At 42.5% G+C, this 16,889-nt stretch carries 19 protein-coding genes; 9 read left to right on the top strand and 10 right to left on the bottom strand.

All coding sequences use genetic code 11. The features are described 5' to 3' along the window. Nucleotides 1-7 precede the first annotated feature (7 nt). Genes R7F67_RS01630 through R7F67_RS01620 form a run of 3 tightly spaced genes read right to left on the bottom strand, consistent with a single transcriptional unit; the run spans nucleotide 8 to nucleotide 2,651 of the window. Nucleotides 8-796, bottom strand: a complete 789-nt coding sequence (locus tag R7F67_RS01630) for a glycosyltransferase family 2 protein (RefSeq protein ID WP_262640064.1) — start codon at nucleotides 794-796, stop codon at nucleotides 8-10. Beyond that, entirely contained in the window at nucleotides 793-1,560 is a 768-nt protein-coding gene (locus R7F67_RS01625; protein ID WP_005395793.1) for a glycosyltransferase family 2 protein, read from the bottom strand. The genes R7F67_RS01630 and R7F67_RS01625 overlap by 4 nt, the downstream gene beginning before the upstream one ends. A 35-nt stretch (nucleotides 1,561-1,595) precedes the next feature. Then, nucleotides 1,596-2,651 (bottom strand): glycosyltransferase family 9 protein, encoded by a 1,056-nt coding sequence (locus R7F67_RS01620; protein WP_017820712.1) that lies wholly within the window; start codon nucleotides 2,649-2,651, stop codon nucleotides 1,596-1,598. Nucleotides 2,652-2,758: 107 nt separating this feature from the next. Here R7F67_RS01620 and R7F67_RS01615 point away from each other — a divergent pair, with 107 nt between their 5' ends. The 9 genes from R7F67_RS01615 (at nucleotide 2,759) to R7F67_RS01575 (ending at nucleotide 9,786) form a co-directional block, all read left to right on the top strand. After that, the gene (locus tag R7F67_RS01615) at nucleotides 2,759-3,166 is read left to right on the top strand and encodes a diacylglycerol kinase (RefSeq protein ID WP_005395798.1); all 408 of its coding nucleotides are present in this window, start codon (nucleotides 2,759-2,761) and stop codon (nucleotides 3,164-3,166) included. Nucleotides 3,167-3,177: 11 nt separating this feature from the next. Continuing rightward, complete coding sequence (locus tag R7F67_RS01610) at nucleotides 3,178-3,888, top strand: 3-deoxy-D-manno-octulosonic acid kinase (protein WP_017820713.1); 711 nt, start codon at nucleotides 3,178-3,180, stop codon at nucleotides 3,886-3,888. A 144-nt stretch (nucleotides 3,889-4,032) separates the two neighbouring features. Beyond that, nucleotides 4,033-5,097 carry a dTDP-glucose 4,6-dehydratase gene (gene rfbB, locus R7F67_RS01605; RefSeq protein ID WP_017820714.1) on the top strand — a complete coding sequence of 355 codons (1,065 nt, stop codon included), beginning with the start codon at nucleotides 4,033-4,035 and terminating at the stop codon, nucleotides 5,095-5,097. Beyond that, the gene (rfbA, locus tag R7F67_RS01600; protein ID WP_025520720.1) at nucleotides 5,097-5,963 is read left to right on the top strand and encodes a glucose-1-phosphate thymidylyltransferase RfbA; all 867 of its coding nucleotides are present in this window, start codon (nucleotides 5,097-5,099) and stop codon (nucleotides 5,961-5,963) included. The genes rfbB and rfbA overlap by 1 nt, the downstream gene beginning before the upstream one ends. Further along, nucleotides 5,964-6,377, top strand: a complete 414-nt coding sequence (locus tag R7F67_RS01595) for a sugar 3,4-ketoisomerase (protein WP_005489486.1) — start codon at nucleotides 5,964-5,966, stop codon at nucleotides 6,375-6,377. After that, the gene (locus tag R7F67_RS01590; protein ID WP_017634982.1) at nucleotides 6,364-6,885 is read left to right on the top strand and encodes a GNAT family N-acetyltransferase; all 522 of its coding nucleotides are present in this window, start codon (nucleotides 6,364-6,366) and stop codon (nucleotides 6,883-6,885) included. Before R7F67_RS01595 ends, R7F67_RS01590 begins: the two co-directional genes overlap by 14 nt. Next, nucleotides 6,885-7,994 carry a DegT/DnrJ/EryC1/StrS family aminotransferase gene (locus R7F67_RS01585; protein WP_017634981.1) on the top strand — a complete coding sequence of 370 codons (1,110 nt, stop codon included), beginning with the start codon at nucleotides 6,885-6,887 and terminating at the stop codon, nucleotides 7,992-7,994. The genes R7F67_RS01590 and R7F67_RS01585 overlap by 1 nt, the downstream gene beginning before the upstream one ends. Further along, entirely contained in the window at nucleotides 7,994-8,926 is a 933-nt protein-coding gene (locus R7F67_RS01580) for a glycosyltransferase family 2 protein (RefSeq protein ID WP_017820715.1), read from the top strand. The genes R7F67_RS01585 and R7F67_RS01580 overlap by 1 nt, the downstream gene beginning before the upstream one ends. Further along, nucleotides 8,923-9,786, top strand: a complete 864-nt coding sequence (locus R7F67_RS01575) for a hypothetical protein (RefSeq protein ID WP_017820716.1) — start codon at nucleotides 8,923-8,925, stop codon at nucleotides 9,784-9,786. Before R7F67_RS01580 ends, R7F67_RS01575 begins: the two co-directional genes overlap by 4 nt. Before the next feature lie 48 nt (nucleotides 9,787-9,834). On the opposite strand, the gene R7F67_RS01570 is transcribed toward R7F67_RS01575, so the two are convergent. The 7 genes from R7F67_RS01570 to lpxM all read right to left on the bottom strand — a co-directional run bounded on the left by R7F67_RS01570 (nucleotide 9,835) and on the right by lpxM (nucleotide 16,876). Beyond that, complete coding sequence (locus tag R7F67_RS01570; protein WP_258461175.1) at nucleotides 9,835-10,515, bottom strand: cytidylyltransferase domain-containing protein; 681 nt, start codon at nucleotides 10,513-10,515, stop codon at nucleotides 9,835-9,837. A 2-nt stretch (nucleotides 10,516-10,517) separates the two neighbouring features. Further along, nucleotides 10,518-11,153 carry an HAD family hydrolase gene (locus R7F67_RS01565; RefSeq protein WP_054701124.1) on the bottom strand — a complete coding sequence of 212 codons (636 nt, stop codon included), beginning with the start codon at nucleotides 11,151-11,153 and terminating at the stop codon, nucleotides 10,518-10,520. Beyond that, nucleotides 11,137-12,747 (bottom strand): aldolase catalytic domain-containing protein, encoded by a 1,611-nt coding sequence (locus tag R7F67_RS01560; RefSeq protein WP_053303379.1) that lies wholly within the window; start codon nucleotides 12,745-12,747, stop codon nucleotides 11,137-11,139. The genes R7F67_RS01565 and R7F67_RS01560 overlap by 17 nt, the downstream gene beginning before the upstream one ends. A gap of 103 nt (nucleotides 12,748-12,850) precedes the next feature. After that, entirely contained in the window at nucleotides 12,851-14,125 is a 1,275-nt protein-coding gene (gene waaA, locus R7F67_RS01555; RefSeq protein WP_318056807.1) for a lipid IV(A) 3-deoxy-D-manno-octulosonic acid transferase, read from the bottom strand. Further along, nucleotides 14,119-15,174: a lipopolysaccharide heptosyltransferase II gene (gene waaF, locus R7F67_RS01550; protein ID WP_318056805.1), complete on the bottom strand. Its 1,056-nt coding sequence runs from the start codon at nucleotides 15,172-15,174 to the stop codon at nucleotides 14,119-14,121. Before waaF ends, waaA begins: the two co-directional genes overlap by 7 nt. Continuing rightward, entirely contained in the window at nucleotides 15,171-15,893 is a 723-nt protein-coding gene (locus R7F67_RS01545) for a glycosyltransferase family 25 protein (protein WP_005379459.1), read from the bottom strand. Before R7F67_RS01545 ends, waaF begins: the two co-directional genes overlap by 4 nt. Next, nucleotides 15,890-16,876, bottom strand: a complete 987-nt coding sequence (gene lpxM, locus R7F67_RS01540; protein WP_005379461.1) for a lauroyl-Kdo(2)-lipid IV(A) myristoyltransferase — start codon at nucleotides 16,874-16,876, stop codon at nucleotides 15,890-15,892. Before lpxM ends, R7F67_RS01545 begins: the two co-directional genes overlap by 4 nt. Nucleotides 16,877-16,889 lie beyond the last annotated feature (13 nt).

The raw sequence follows: 16,889 nt of genomic DNA, 5'->3' as shown, positions 1-16,889 counted from the left end.
TATAATCTTAAGCTTCTAGAAATTGATCAACACCATTCTCACAGCGTTTAAGCTTGTTTTTAATGGTGTTTTCTAAAATCTCGTCATTTTGTCCGAGTGACGCGCGAGAGTTTTCTACGTGGTACAAGTGGTAGCCTACACCTGCGAATTTTAGGTAAAGACGTGACTTACCCGCATTCAACATGCGATGAACAAACTCGCTGTCTTCGCGTCCCCATCCAACAAAATCTTGGTTGAAGCCATTCACCTCGATGACATCTTGTCGCCAAAACGCCATGTTGCAACCGCGAGTGGCTTTATCGTTATTGCGCTCGTAAGAGAACCATTTCGATAGCAAAGCGTTGGTGATGCAGTTTTTACGATTGCGAATGCCTTTGCTGAAGGTAGAAGGCACTAAGCCGTTTTCCATGATGGCCTTGCTGCAGCTTTCATCCGTTAACACACGTCCGCCCTGCACAAACCAATTTGGTTTTGCGACTTGCTTATGTGATTCAATAAACGTTTGGGACAGCACCATGTCGCCATCAATCATGATGAGGTAGTCACCTGATGCTTTGGCGATCGCGCGGTTGCGGCTCATTGAAAGTTGAAAGCCATTATCTTCGTGCCAGCTATGAATAAGTGGTACTGGAAAGCCGTCACGCAGTTGGTCAACCATTGCTTTGGTGTCTTCTCGAGAGCCATCATCTGCAACAATTACTTCGTCAGGCAAAACGGTTTGACGTTTCACGCTTTCTAACACCGCTTTTAATGCTTCTTTCCAGTTGTAAGTGGTGATAATTAAAGTCGTTTTCATGATTTTTTTGCCTGTTCACGTAAGTAGAGATCGATATATTTTACAAAAGTAGAGTGCATGCTTAGCCAAGCTAGAATGAAGCCATGCTTGCCATCAAGGAAGCCTCGTTTGAGAACATACATCTTCAAAAAGCTAGCAAGAGCGTGAACGATAGCGGTCGTTAAACCCGCTTTCTTTTTACCTTCACGTTCATCCGTCCAGGCCTTGAGGTAGCCAGTGGTTTTATTGATGTAATGATGAAGGTGCTCGTAAGTGTAGTGATGCAGTCGACCATCCAGTTTTTCAGTTTGATAGTTTTTCTCATCAACTTTTTCATGAACGAGCGAATCATTATATTGTGTATATTCGGTGCGATATAAGCGCACAATCCAGTCTGGAGACCAACCAGAATGGTAGATGAACTTACCAAACGCTGAGCTTAGTCGATTAAGTTTGTATAAAACGTTCGGCTTATTGGCTGATACCGCGTGTAAGATACTTTCTTTTAGCTCTGGAGTGACTTGTTCGTCCGCATCAAGCCACAAAACGTAGTCTGCCGTAACGTATTGCTGCGCCAGTTGGCGCTGTTTACCGAATCCTGGCCAATCTAGGTTGGTGTAAAACTTATCTGTGTATTGTCGGGCGATTTCTTCAGTGCGATCAGTGCTGCCCGAGTCTAGAAGGACAATCTCATCGACCCAATCTTTTACTGTGTCTAGACAAGCTTGTAAGTGCTTCTCTTCATTTTTTACAATTAAGGCAACGGCTAAGGTTGGTTTGGACAAGGTCATTTCCTTCTTAACAAATCAAGACAGTAAGTTTACTGGTATTGAGGATACAAATCTTCTAAGACTTGATCGAACATGCTCATTACTTGAGTGCTGGTAATGCGGTTCATTGCCGTTTCATCTTTAGCGCGAGTTCGCCAGCTTAACTCGTGACTGTTTTTACCTGTTTCCGCAAAGATCGTTTCTTCATACACTGAGACAACGTATTTTAGATAACGGTAAGGTCCCACTCGCAGCGGATTATGGTGTGCATAGAGCCCGATGATTGGTGTTTTCATTGCATTCGCCATGTGTGCTGGTCCGGTATCGGGGGCGATGACCATTTCAACCTTATCTATTAACGCAAGCATTTGCAGAATTGAACTTTGTCCAACTAAATTTAGACACGGTTCTTCCAAGCGAGATTGAATGGCCTCTGCCAGATCCAATTCTACCTGAGCAGGGCTGCCTGCCAGAATCACGTTCCAGCCTTTTGCTCTGGCGTGATGAATCACATCCACATAACCTTCCGCGTTCCAGTTTTTATAAGCTTTGCTCGCACCAGGCACAATCAGCAGGTTAGGTTTACTACGAGAAATATGAGACTCTGCCCAAGCTTGATCGTGGTCTGAATAAGAAAGTACCCAGTCTAGTCCTGCCTTTGGTACCCCAATTTGATGGGCAAAGGCCATTAAGCCATCTGCGACATGCAGAGATTGCGGGGAAGGCACTTTGACATTGGTAAATAGTGTTTGAAAGTCCTGGCTTCTATCAGAAGAGAAACCAAGTTTGTATTTTGCTTTAATGCCCAACGTTGCGACACTCGCTCGAATCGCGTACTGCATATGCAATAGCGCATCAAACTCTCTGCCTTTCAGCTGTCGCCAAAGTGATTTGTAGCCATCAAGTCCCGCTTTTTTATCAAAAACAATCACTTCTACACCATCGATGGCGGCTAATAACTGGGCTTCAAGTTTACCCGTTATCCAAGTAATCTGGGTCGAAGGCCAGTGTTTCTGAATAGCTTGAATGCTGGCGATAGTATTGCAAACGTCTCCGATAGCGGACAAACGCAAGACGCATAGTGACGATGGGGCAGAAGTGAACATAATTATTGTCTGATTCGATGAATAGAGGCAGGTAAATTATGCAGACATCCCCAATAAATGTAAAATACACGGCTCGAATATAGCTAAGTACTGATAAGTGTTCTGCAATGTCAAAGACAACACCACATCAATCGCAAGAATCTGGCAAGCCGGGTAACACCGGGCTAAAGCGTATCGTTAAAGCGACGGGTTATTCGATCCAAGGATTAAAAGCGGCTTTTAAGCATGAAGCTGCAATTCGACAAGAGTTGGCTCTTTTGAGTATTGCTGTGATTTTGGCTTGGCTAGTGGATGTCGGCATGGTTGAGCGTATCTTAATGATCGGGGTCGTGGTATTAGTCTTGATTGTAGAGCTTGTAAACTCAGCGATTGAGGCGGTAGTGGATCGTATCGGTATTGAACGGCATGAACTCAGTGGTCGAGCTAAAGATATAGGCTCTGCTGCCGTTATGGTTGCTTTGGCGTTTGCTGCATTTACTTGGTTGTATATATTAGCCAGCCGGTATTTAGGCTAGAGGGTGAGCGTATGACTCAACAGTATAAAAACAACAACCAAGTGATCTGGTTTGATGACGAGACCATTACAGACCCTAGCCAACCGATATTTGATGCGGAATACTGGCAGTCCTCCGACAAGGTGGTTGGCAGTGCGACGGGGCGAGGCACGACATGGTTTATCCAACTAGAGAACATGCAAGCGGCACTACGTCATTACCGTCGTGGCGGTTTGTTTGGGAAGTTAATTAACGATCATTATTGGTTCTCTGGCTGGGATAACACCCGTTGTGCGCAAGAGTTTCAGCTTTTGTTGGCGCTAATTGAGGCTGGGGTGCACGTTCCTCGTCCTATTGCAGCAAGAGCCGTAAAGTCAGGACTCTTCTATCAAGCTGATTTATTAAGTGAGCGAATCCCAAACGCCAGAGATCTGGTTAGTATCTTGCAAGAACAGTCTTTATCGGTAGAAATGTATCAGAAAATAGGGCAAGAAATTGCCAAGATGCATCAGGTTGGCGTTAACCATACTGATTTGAATATCCACAATATCTTGATCGACGACAAAGATAAGGTATGGATTATCGATTTTGATAAGTGTCGTTTTGAAACTTCTGGTGACTGGAAGCATCAAAATCTAAATAGACTTCTGCGTTCATTTAATAAAGAGCGTTTAAAGCGACAGATTATTTGGCAAGAATCCGATTTTGAACATTTTCAGGACGGTTATGCTTCTCAATCTTAATTGAGTTTTTTATCATTTTATGTTGATTGCTCTAAGTAAGCCTTCTTGAGTCTAACGATGCTCGAGTGAGTCTATAAACTACAATAATCATAAAGTATTCATGTGTATCTGATGGCACAAAAATTAACGTAGGTAACATTTGTAATGAAAATATTAGTAACCGGTGGAGCAGGCTTTATTGGGTCAGCTGTTGTCCGACATATCATTCGTGACACCCAAGATACCGTCATCAATTTAGATAAACTGACCTACGCAGGGAATCTAGAATCACTGGTTGATGTCTCAGAGAGTGAACGTTACTACTTTGAGCAAGTAGATATCTGTGACCGAGCTGAACTAGATCGCGTGTTTTCAGAGCATCAACCCGATAGGGTGATGCATTTGGCGGCTGAGTCTCATGTCGATCGCTCTATTGATGGTCCTGCTGCTTTTATTGAGACCAACGTGATGGGCACTTACCATTTGCTTGAAGCGGCTCGTCAATATTGGTCGGGCTTAGATGAAGCGCGCCAATCGGCATTCCGTTTTCATCATATTTCTACGGATGAAGTGTATGGTGATTTAGAGGGAACGGATGATTTGTTCACCGAAACCACTTCATACGCGCCGAGCAGCCCATATTCTGCATCTAAAGCTTCGAGCGATCACCTGGTTCGCGCTTGGCAACGTACTTATGGCTTACCAACACTTATCACTAATTGCTCCAACAACTATGGCCCGTACCACTTCCCAGAGAAGTTGATCCCTCTGATGATTTTAAATGCCCTCGATGGCAAGCCGTTGCCTGTGTATGGTGATGGTATGCAGATCCGAGATTGGCTGTTTGTGGAAGACCATGCTCGCGCGCTGTACAAAGTGGTCAACGAAGGTGAAGTCGGTGAAACCTACAACATTGGTGGCCATAACGAAAAAGCCAACATCGAAGTGGTGAAAACCATTTGTGCTTTGCTTGAAGAGCTGCAACCAAACAAACCTGCAGGTGTTGAGTCTTATGAATCTTTGATCACGTATGTGAAAGATCGCCCCGGTCATGATGTGCGTTACGCAATTGATGCCACCAAGATTGCTCAAGAGCTTAACTGGACGCCAGAAGAAACGTTTGAAAGCGGTATTCGCAAAACCGTGGAATGGTACCTCAATAATCCGCAATGGTGGCAACGCGTGCTTGATGGTTCATACAGTTTAGAGCGATTAGGAGCGGGCGAATAATGAAAGGCATTATTTTAGCAGGTGGCTCGGGCACTCGCCTTTACCCTATTACACGCGGTGTTTCTAAGCAGTTACTGCCGGTTTATGACAAACCAATGATTTACTACCCGTTGTCAGTACTCATGCTTGCGGGCATTCGTGAAATCTTGATCATCACCACGCCAGAGGACCAGGAGGGTTTTCAGCGTCTATTAGGTGATGGCTCAGAGTTTGGCATTGAGTTGCAATACGCGATTCAACCAAGCCCAGACGGCTTAGCTCAAGCGTTCATCATTGGCGAAGAATTCATTGGCGATGATTCAGTATGTTTAGTGCTGGGTGACAACATCTTTTATGGACAAGGGTTCACTCCGAAGTTGCAGCAAGCTGCTGCTTTGACGGAAGGTGCGACGGTCTTTGGCTATAAAGTGAAAGATCCTGAGCGCTTTGGTGTGGTGGAATTTGATGAAGAGATGAGAGCGCTATCGATTGAAGAGAAGCCATTCAAGCCAAAATCCAATTACGCCGTTACCGGACTGTATTTCTACGATAACCGCGTCGTGGACATTGCCAAAACTATTCAACCGTCTCATCGTGGCGAGTTAGAAATTACGAGTATTAACCAAGCTTACTTAGAGCAAGGGAAATTGACGGTTGACGTGCTAGGGCGCGGCTTTGCGTGGTTAGACACGGGGACACATGGCAGCTTGCTTGAAGCTGCTCACTTTGTCGAAACGATCGAGAAACGACAAGGTTATAAAGTGGCTTGCTTAGAAGAGATTGCTTATCGCCGAGGGTGGTTAACACGAGATCATATTCAAGCTGCAGGAAAAGCCTTATCTAAAAACGATTATGGCCGCTATCTTCTAGAGTTATTGGAAGAATAAATGTCAAATATACCGCTAATATCTTTTCAGAAAATGGGTGATGAGCGAGGTTCACTAATCTCGTTAGAGCAACACAAAAACATTCCGTTTGATATCAAACGTATTTACTACATTTTTGATACACAAAGCGGTTTAGCTAGGGGCTTTCATGCACACTACGACTTAGAGCAAGTCGCTATCTGTATGAAAGGTAGCGTGACTTTCGTCATTGATGATGGCACCACGAAAGAGAAAGTGACGCTTTCATCTCCCGATGTAGGACTGCATATCAAAGGCTTAAAATGGCGTGAGATGCACGACTTTTCTGAAGATTGTGTGCTAATGGTTGTCGCTAGTGAATTGTATGATGAAGCCGATTACATACGCGATTATGCTGAATTTTTGAATGTGGTAAACAAACATGCTGAAAAGTAAGACAATACAACTTCGCCTTGTTCAAGAAGATGATGCAGAGTTTATAACTCAGCTTCGAGGTGATGAAAAATACAATACACACTTGTCCAAATGCGATACGAGTGTTGAAGCACAAAGATTATGGATAAGAGCGTATAAAGAGGACGAGCAACAAAAGAAGCAGTTTTACTTCATTATAGAGAGGCTAGATGGAACCAAATGCGGAACAGTTAGACTTTACGACTTTAAAGGTGTTTCTTTTTGTTGGGGAAGTTGGATCCTGAATCATGAAAAAACACGTTACGCTGCCCTCGAAAGTGCTCTTTTAGTTTATCAATTTGGCTTTGATGTGTTGGGTTTTAAAAAATGCCACTTCGATGTTCGCAAAGATAACCATGCGGTAAACAAATTCCATGAAAAGTTCGGTGCTCGACTCGTTGGCGATACAGACTTGGATTATCTTTATGAAATATACCCGTCAGATATTGAGCCAATGAAATTGAAGTGTGAAAAAATCCTAGGTAGATAATGAACGTTAATTTTTTAGAGCTAAAGCGCTTAAATGCCGAGTACGAAGACGAATTGAAACAAGCCTGTGCACGCGTGATTGAATCTGGCTGGTATATCCTTGGCAAGGAAACGGAACAGTTTGAACAAGCATTTGCTGACTACTGTGGTGTTAAACACTGTATAGGCGTTGCGAATGGCTTAGATGCTTTAACACTGACGTTAAAGGCTTGGCGAGAGCTAGGAAAAATCAACAAAGGTGATGAAGTTATCGTACCGGGTAATACCTATATCGCATCGGTATTGGCGGTCACCGAAGCGGACTTGGTTCCGGTGTTTGTGGAGCCGGATGAGCAGACGCACAATATCAGTCCTGAAGCGATTGAAGCGGCGATTACAGAAAAGACGAAAGTCATTTTGCCGGTGCACCTGTACGGCCAGTTGGCCGATATGCCAGCGATTATGGCGTTGGCAACAAAACACAATCTTCTCGTGTTGGAAGACAGCGCCCAGTCTCATGGTGCGACACTTGATGGTAAGAAGTCTGGAGCATGGGGTGACGCCTCAGGCTTTAGCTTCTATCCGGGTAAAAACCTAGGTGCATTGGGTGATGGTGGCGCTATTACGACCAACGATGAAGAGCTTGCCGAAACCTTGCGTGCCCTTCGAAACTACGGTTCACATGTTAAATACCAGAATCTTTATCAAGGATTGAACAGTCGTTTGGATGAAATTCAGTCGGCGATGTTGTCAGTGAAACTGAACTACCTTCCAGCGCAGACGAAAGCGCGTCAGGAGCTGGCGGCATTTTACTTACGCGAAATCAACAACCCGAATATTATCTTGCCGGAAGTGACAGAGCCTGAGGCACATGTATGGCATTTGTTTGTGGTGCGAACTTCACACCGAGATGCATTGGTTAAGCATTTATCAGAGCATGGTATTCAAACACAAGTACATTACCCGATAGCGCCGCATAAACAGCAGGCTTATAAAGAGTTTGGTCATCTGTCATTAGCGTTGACTGAGCAGTTACAAAATGAGGTGCTTTCATTGCCAATGTCGTCCTACTTGAGTGAAGACGAGAGTCAAGAAGTAGTCGATGCAATCAACTCTTTTAAGGTTGAGTAATGACACAAGAGCATGTGCAAGTATTAGAAGACGTGGTTTATGTCTTCTTTTGTTATAAACAATCTCGTTATCTTGAGAAAACATTGCCAGCGGCATTGAACCAGACCGTGTGGCCAAGCCAATTATTGATCTTGGATGACTGTTCACCTGATGATAGTCATAAAATAATTCTATCGCTTTTAGAGTTTGCGCCTAAAGGATTAAATATTGAATATCGCCACAATAAGCAAAATGTTGGTTTAGTTAGCCAAATCAACTCCTTGCGGGGGCAATACCAAAATAAGCTTATTATTGTACAAGCTGGCGATGATATAGCGATGCCGAGCCGAGTTGAGGAAACTTATGAAGCCTGGTTGAAAAATGGCAAACCAAGCTTAATTATTGGTGGTTACGACAAAATTTCTGAGCAAGGCGATGTTATTGAGTCATTTGAATCGATTAAGCAAAATAAAAAGCCGTACACACTCGAAAATATTATTAATAGAAAGTGTGCAGTAGATGGTTGTTGCGCCGCTTTTACCTCTGATGTACTGAACGAGTTTGCTCCTTACAACAAAGACATCATCAATGAAGATCGCATCAATGTCCTTCGAGCCTTTTTGTTAAATGGTATTCATCATGAAAACAAAAAATGGATCCAATATCGATTGGGTGGCATATCAACGTTCGCAAAAGAAACACGTGAAGAAAGGTATGACAACACAGTAATTAATGCTCAGCGTGAACTGCAAGATCTTAAAATGAACTTGCGAGATGCAGAGAGTAAAAACGCCACTAAAGTTGTGAGTGCGATTAAAAAGCGTATGTGTACCGCTGAGTTTATGGCATCACTTTCACAATCAAAGTCTGCTTTGTACAGCGAAGCGATTTGTTATTTTGTTAAAACGCTGGATTATCGAACGGTTTTAAAAGTTTTGCGTAGGTTAAGATGAATAAAATTAAAAATATAAAGCAATCGATAAGTATGAAGAGGCATTTTTCTTCAACTTTCCGTTCATTCAAAAAGCGAAGCGATAAAAGCACTGATTCACCTAAAGACTTTTATCGTACACATGAGAAATGTACGGTTTTAGGTAATGGACCATCCTTAAAGTCAGATATTAATAGTATTGGTACAGATAGTGATGTGATTGCTGTTAATCATTTCTCAGAGTCTGAGCATTTTACGGCGTTGAAACCTAATAAATATATTTTAATTGATAGCTATTTCTGGGATGAAACCACCCATAGCTCTCTGGTGGAAAAAAGAGATAAATTGTTTAAAGATCTAAATGAACTTGTGTCTTGGGAAATGCAATTGATTATTCCTGACTTTGCTGACAGAGAGTTCATTCAAGGCAATATCAAAAACAGCAACATAGCGATAAAAGTGCTGCGAGCAATTCCTAGTAATGTAACTAATATTAAATATGGCCCAATGGCACTATCTTCTGGTATAGTCGCACCTCCAGCTGTCAATGTGCTTATCTTTGCTGTGTATGTAGCAATTCTATGTGAATATGATTCAGTGGAAATATTTGGAGCGGATATGAGCTTCCATAATGATGTCCATGTTGATCAAGAGAGCAACCAGCTTTATATGGTCTACAAGCATTTCTATGGAAAAGAAGAGAAGTTGCCGCTCCTAGAAAATCCTCAAAAGGTCAAACCTTTTAATATGACGGACTTGATGCGATTAACTTTCTTGACGTTTTATGCACATCAACTGTTAAATAAATGGGCCGATCTCAAAGGGGTAAAAATCGTGAATAGGTCTAGTTTCTCTATGATCGATGCTTATCCTAGACGATGAAATGACAGGTAAATAGACGCTACAATTGTAATGTCTATTTACCGATGATCATATATTTTTCTGTAACCACATAGATTCAGCGAAAGTAAAGTCCTCTGGCCAATCTATATCAATTGAGCTCTCTGCATCCTGTATGTACATCGAAGGCTTTAGTCCAATTCGATCATTTAGCTTTTTGTAGTTTTCTACACTATTTAAAAAGACTGAGCTATCGATTTCATAAAGAGGTTCAATTGTCTGAGTTCTAGGCCATTTTTCTATATTACGATCGTAGCTAATTGGCTTATCTTTATTCCAAATAAACCCACGTAGTTCTTTGACCGTCATTAATGAATCATAACCTTCCGTGAGTGCTTGATTATACTGTTTGATAATAGCGCTATAACCTGACTCGTCTAAGAATGGTGAGGTTACATGAGTCCAAAGTACGTGACCCGTAGTAATAATCGAAGGAACATATCTAATAAGATCATCAGTGCTTGTTGAACTTGCCCCTAGGTGCTCTGGGCGTTCATCTATTCGTATGCGAGAATCTTTATATGTTGAAGCAAAATCCAGTACAAAGTCATCGTTTGAAGATACGACTATCGAATCTAGGTCAGTTATATTGATTAACTGATCCAGTTTGATTTTTAGTAACCCACCTTTTACACCTGCAAAGTCTTTGGTATTTTTGTTTGGGATACGTTCACTGCCTTTCCGGCATGGTAGAAAAACATGGACACTCATGCTTACCAACTCCTTAGAATATTGAAACCTTCACTTTTTGATAAGCTTTCAAGCTCTTCTTTTACATTTGAAAAAGGAAGATAGCCAAGAAAATCAATATTATTCTCTTTGGCTGCGTGAAAGTCTGATAATGCGTCACCGATCATTAGAGCCGCGCCTGAAGACTCCTTTAGGATGGTTGCAACGTTATCTGCTTTCGCGGTAGGTGATCCTAGAATTAACGTAAAATATTGCGCCAGCTCTCTTTTAACAAATACTTCTCGTAATTCGTCTTGAGCAGATCCACTCGCTACATAGAGTTTGGCTGGGCAATCTGTAATTGCTGCAATAAAATTAGGCGTCAGTTGAGCTTCCATGTATAGCTCTTCACACTGCTTTGAGTAGCAGTTTAGTATACGTTCGTACAATGCTTCATCTGCATTTGTGATGAAATGTTCAACAAAGTAACTCACATGATGAAAACGCGATTTGCCAAAATTAGCTTTAAAATAAGTGCAACACTTATCTATTTCGAGCTCTGATACTTGAGCCATGCGTAAAGCATTACGCATGGCATCAATTTTGAGGTTATTTGAGTCTAGGATCACGCCATCGCAGTCAAAAATAACAGTATCATAGCCATTAAATAGCGGGTGCATAAATAGACCCTGCTTTTACTGGATAAGTGGTTGGGGTTAACGCTTGAATTGATGTACTTCCAAACTGCTGACTAACCATGCTAAAGATCTCATTCATTTCCATTTGGCGTCGGTCAGTCACATCATAACCATCAAAACCAACGAGAGATATCTTCTGCGCTTGACCTATAAAAGCGATACATAACGCATATGCAGCGGTATTATCATACGGTAGTGTACAGTAATTTTTATGGGCGGTGAGAGTATCCTTCTCTATGGTGCTACTGTAATCAATCATAGAAATATTACTAAATTTACTTAGCTCGTCTTCGTCAAAGCGGTTCTTTGGCAAAAATACGGGTTTGGCTACCTCTGAGTAATGGCTGCTTTCTGACAAGTATTTAGAGTTATGAGATACAGCAAAGTAATCGAAAAGCTCAGTGTCAATCTCATGCTTTGTATTGATGCCAATTACGATAGGCTTTCGAGTTTTAATGTATGTTTCGATCGCGACTCTATGTGTTGCCGTATTGGGCGTATTAGTGACCAGTAAGACTTCTTTTCCTGAAAAGATACCTGATAGATCTGATTGGCTTTCAGTCGGTTGGCTTATTTTCCCTACAGTAAGCGCTTCTTCTAAGACATCACCATTATAGCTTGTTGTACCTTCTAGCTTTTTTAAATGCTCGATAGCACCAACAATTTCTTCTGTTCCGTAATTAGGATTTGAAAGCATATTCTGGATGTAAGTTGGGTGAATATCGTTTTTGGCCCCCAAGTAATATAGAAGGCTTGAGCCCCAACCGTATCTTCTTTGCATTGGCTCAAAATGGCGAATAACTAGTTCATATATTGCTGTTGGCAAGTATTTATCTAGTCCATCAAGTTCGGCGAGCAGGTTTTCGGTCTGGGCATTCCCAGCGCCTCGTCCCATTCCGGTAACGGTCACATCCAACCATGTAACACCATTCGAACGAGCAGTCATCGTATTGGACATTGCTTGACCCATGTTGTTATGGGTGTGGATACCAATGTCGCCATCCCAGTTTTGCTTTACAATTTCGGCAATGCGAGTGACTTCTGCACCATCCATATTTCCGAGAGAGTCAGCAAAATAGATAACATCAGGGGTTGCTTTTGCTACCGCCTGTACCTTTTCCGCAATAACTTGGGATGGTTTTCCGCCCGCTTGCATCAGATTTAGGCCAACGATATACCCCATTTCTTTGAAAGCTTTAATCATGCTTTCACACTGCTCTGCTTCATTGAAATGTGCCGCGATACGAACGAGATCAACTTTACTTTCTTGTGCTGGTACAAAAAGATCATTGATGGCAGCTTCAACAGGCTTACCCGCATCTAGCAAAGTTTTTGCATCAACCATTACGCCATATGTCGGACCTTTCGGTAGGTGTAGCGTGTTTAGAAACTCTTCAGTCGTATAAGCAAATGGACCACTGTAAACAGATTTAGGATAATTACGAAGCCCTAATTCAACATAATCAATTTTAGCTTTTGCAACTGCAGTGAGGTAAGCGTCAACGACTTCTGGTGAAAAGTCCCAGTGATTATAGTAGCCACCATCGCGAAGAGTACAGTCTAAAATTTTTTGCATAATGGATATTCTTTTTAAGTTAAACAGGTAATGTGCTTAGTACAGTAAAACATACAAGCTTAATAGTAAAAGTGAGGTATTTATCAAACTAATTATTAAGTTATTACTTATCACTTTGTGGGAGTAAGCTCATTGTTCGGTTTAGAGCGCCTTGATTGGATGAGGCCCATTTATTAGCATGCAAAGCTCGGAGTAAATATTTATCTTGTTGAGAAATGATCTCTGTAGTCCTTAGGGCAAGGGTCGTTGAGTCTGGCACAATTAAGATACCATCCACAGCTAGTAAGTTTTCAACAATCTCCTTAAAGTTGAAATAGCTAGGGCCAGTGATTATGACTTTTTCTAACATGGCAGGCTCTAGCACATTGTGCCCACCAACCTTATCTCCAATTAGGCTACCGCCCATAAAGCAGATATCCGCTGCACCCATCAACGTTAGCATCTCACCCATAGTATCGCCGAGATATACTTGAGTATTCGTCTCTACTGCATGAGTTGAAGTGCGACGCACAGTGTTAAAGCCTTGCTGTTGGCAAAGCGCAAACACATCATCAAATCGTTCCGGATGGCGAGGAACCAAAATAAGTAATGCATTTGGATGAGATTTTAAAACTTGTCTATGTGCATCTAATACCTGTTCGTCCTCGCCTTTGTGGGTGCTAGCTGCAATCCAAATCGGACGATCGTTTCCAAGTTGGGCTCGAAGCTGCTGTCCTTGCTGTTTCACTTGCTCTGATATTTGAATATCGAACTTAATCGAGCCAGTAACGGATAGTTTCTTTTTCTCAACGCCTAAGCGTTCGAAGCGCTCTGCATCTGAATCCGTTTGGCAGAGTACTTGAGTTAGGCATGGATGAAGCTGGTTAAAAAGCCGCTGTATTTTGGCGTAGTTCTGACACGATTTTTCAGATAGGCGCGCATTTACGACAGTTATAGGGACACCCGCTTTGTGAACATTGTGAAGCGTGTTTGGCCACAGCTCAGTCTCAATGATCAACATCTGTTTTGGTTGCACTGCTTTAAGAAAACCTTTGATAGCAAACCCAAAGTCAATTGGCATATAGCGGTGTTCAATTAAATCACCCAACTTAGCAATCTGTTCAGCTCCGGTACGTGTTGTTGTTGTAACTAGAATAGATTGTTCGGGGTTTTGTTCCTTAAGGGCTTTGATTAAAGGTGTTGCTGCTATGCTTTCACCAACAGATACGGCATGTATCCAAATAGGTTTGTCGTTGCTTTTTAGCTTGGGGGTTATGCCAAAGTGCTCTTTCCAGCGAGAGCCGAACTTAGGCTTATTTGGTTTGCTCTTGTACAAACCAAATAAAAGCAGCGGTGACGCTAGGGCGAGTAGTAAGGTATAAACAATACGAACTAACATGAGCTTATCGTAATGGCGTCAAGTTTTTGGATGCTATCTAGCACTTGCTTAGGCGAAAGTTCTGTCAAGCACTTAAGGTGTTTGTATTGACATTCACGCTGGAAACAAGGGCGACAATCAATATCGGTATGAACAATCTCCACTTTTTCTGCGAGTGGGGGGGTGTACTTCGGTGAAGTTGAGCCATACACGGCAACAACATTACAACCAACCGCAGCTGCCACATGCATTAAGCCTGAGTCATTCGCGACAACAGTCTTACATGCAGCAAGGAGATCGACTGCTTCAATTAAGCTGGTTTGGCCTGCCAGAACATGAATGTGCTCATGGAATTGCGTCGGAACAAGTGCGCGAATATTGTTACAAGTCTCTAAGTCCTTTTGAGAACCAAACAACCAGATTTGGTGCCCAGAACGAGCCATTTGCGTCGCAACTTCAGCGTAGTGTGTTTCGGGCCACTTTTTGGCAGGACCAAACTCTGCTCCCGGGCACAGTCCAATAATTGGTTGGTCTTGCGTTAAGTTGAACTTTTTGAGCGTGGCTTGTTGCTCTGCCGCGTTGATTGCAAGGCGTGGGCGAGGCAAGGTTTTAAGCCCGCCGAGAGAGTTAGAATCCACCATTTCTGCTTTTGGATAAGCTAACGCTACATAGCGCTCTACCATGTACTGAAAAGACTTCATGTTAGGGCGTAAGTCGTTCAATAAACCATAGCGCATTTCTCCCTTCCAGCCAGTACGAAGGGGAATGTTGGCAAACCATGGGATCAGTGCTGATTTCGCTGACTTAGGCAAGATATAGGCGTGGTCATATTGCTTTTCACGTAATGATTTGCCAATTTCCCTGCGGCCTAATAAGTTAAACTCACCATGACCGATAGGCATTTCAATCGCTTGATGGATTTCTGGCATACGCTCAAGAATCGGTTTACACCATCCTGGAGCGATAACGTCAATTTGGCTATCTGGATGGCGTTGCTTTAATACGATATATAACGATTGCGACATTACCATATCGCCGACCCATGCAGGGCCAATGACTAAAATCTTCATGCTTTGTTTTTCCAGTATAGGAATTTCAAAATTGACTCATAAGTTCTAAAAAGTTCAGCGTATATTTTATTCGCAAGAGTCATTTTGGATTTATCTTTTCTTTTACCACCAATCGTCGAAGCAATCTCTGCTCTAGTAAAGAGATCTGGAGACACGCTGTAGACTTGAACACCATGTCTCCATGGTTTTTCCATGTAGTCATCGACTGGTTCAATAAACTCTTGAGCATGCATAACAAACTTTGAGGCTGCTTTAGGTGTAACGATATAAGCGGTGGTACCACAAGTGCCTGCTGAGTATCCCCCTAGCATATGATTATCATCAATCGGTACGATTGGGGTGAATACACGCTTCTGAGTGGCAGACAACTTGATGTAGTCATAATTAGAAGTCAATGGAAGGGTATGTTCGAGTACTTGCTTCAGCCCTTCTACGGGGTCGACGTTGTCTTCTAAGATGACGATCGGTTCATCAAGCTCAACACAGCGAACCCACAACTCGTAATGGCTTGCAAAACAGGCGACTTCACTGGTTTTTAATTGATACCCTTTGCGGCGTAGAGTAATGGTAGGACGACTTTTTTCTGAATGAAGAAAACGGTCAACAGAGCCATCTACTGCATCAAAAAATTCAAACGTAATGTCTTGTTGTTTTAACTTTTCTTCAATACGTTCTCGGCGATCTAGCGATCGAGCCAAGCTTACGACAAATACTTTCACTGCACTTTCCAGTCGCTGTTATATCTTGGTTTAAACAAATTGTAATAGTTATTGCCGTCTTCTTGAGAGTGCAGCAACTGTAGTACCCACATATATTGTTCGGGTTTATCACCGACAAAATATTCAATGGCTTCATTACAGGTACGAGCGTCTTGCTCTTCGCCTTTATCCAGCTCAAACGCTGGTAAAATCTCAATATCAAACGTACCATCTTCAGTGTTCATCGACGCAAATAGAGGCAGTACTTTTGAGCGTGATAGTTTCGCAATTTTGCCTAAACCAGGTAGCGTTGCTTTACGTGTTGCAAAAAAATCCACAAACACACTATGCTCTGGGCCGTGATCTTGATCAGGTAGATAATACCCTACATAGCCATCTCGAATGGATTTCAGAAAAGGCTTAATGCCACCTGAGCGTTCATAAACACGACCACCGTATTGGACCCTTTGCTTGTGCATCAGCCAGTCAGCAACATCATTCTTTTGCTTCTTCGCCATTGCAGAAACTGGCATTCCCATTGAAGCGAGCAAGATAGCAGGCACATCAATAGCCCAAGAGTGGGGAACCATTAAAATTACATTTTCGTTGCTATCAATGTGCTGTCGTAAAATGTCTAGGCCGCGAATTTGGCAACGGTTCTGAAGCCATTTTGGTGAGCGTAAACTTAGTAACCCGAAGCGAAAAAAGAACATGGCCGCTGTGTAGAGTGTTTTTTCTATCAAAGCTTCACGTTCTTGGAACGATTTTTCCGGAAAACACAGCTCAAAGTTAACCCTCGCTCGATGAGCTGGACCTTTGTGGGATTTAGACAGTTTTTTGGCTATGGTTTTCGCCAACCACTTTTGTAAACCCAGTGGCATTAATGATAACGGTAAAAATAAGATAACACCTAACCACGTGCCCCAGTACTTAGGCGACAGAAAGTGGCGCTTAAACTCAGGGTTATATGCTTTGGGGTCGAAGTCATCACGTTTTATTGTCATGGCGTGTCTAGTT

The sequence above is a fragment of the Vibrio sp. YT-17 genome, assembly GCF_033337375.1.
Classification (GTDB): domain Bacteria; phylum Pseudomonadota; class Gammaproteobacteria; order Enterobacterales; family Vibrionaceae; genus Vibrio; species Vibrio alginolyticus.
This window is presented reverse-complemented; position numbering and strand designations above follow the sequence as displayed.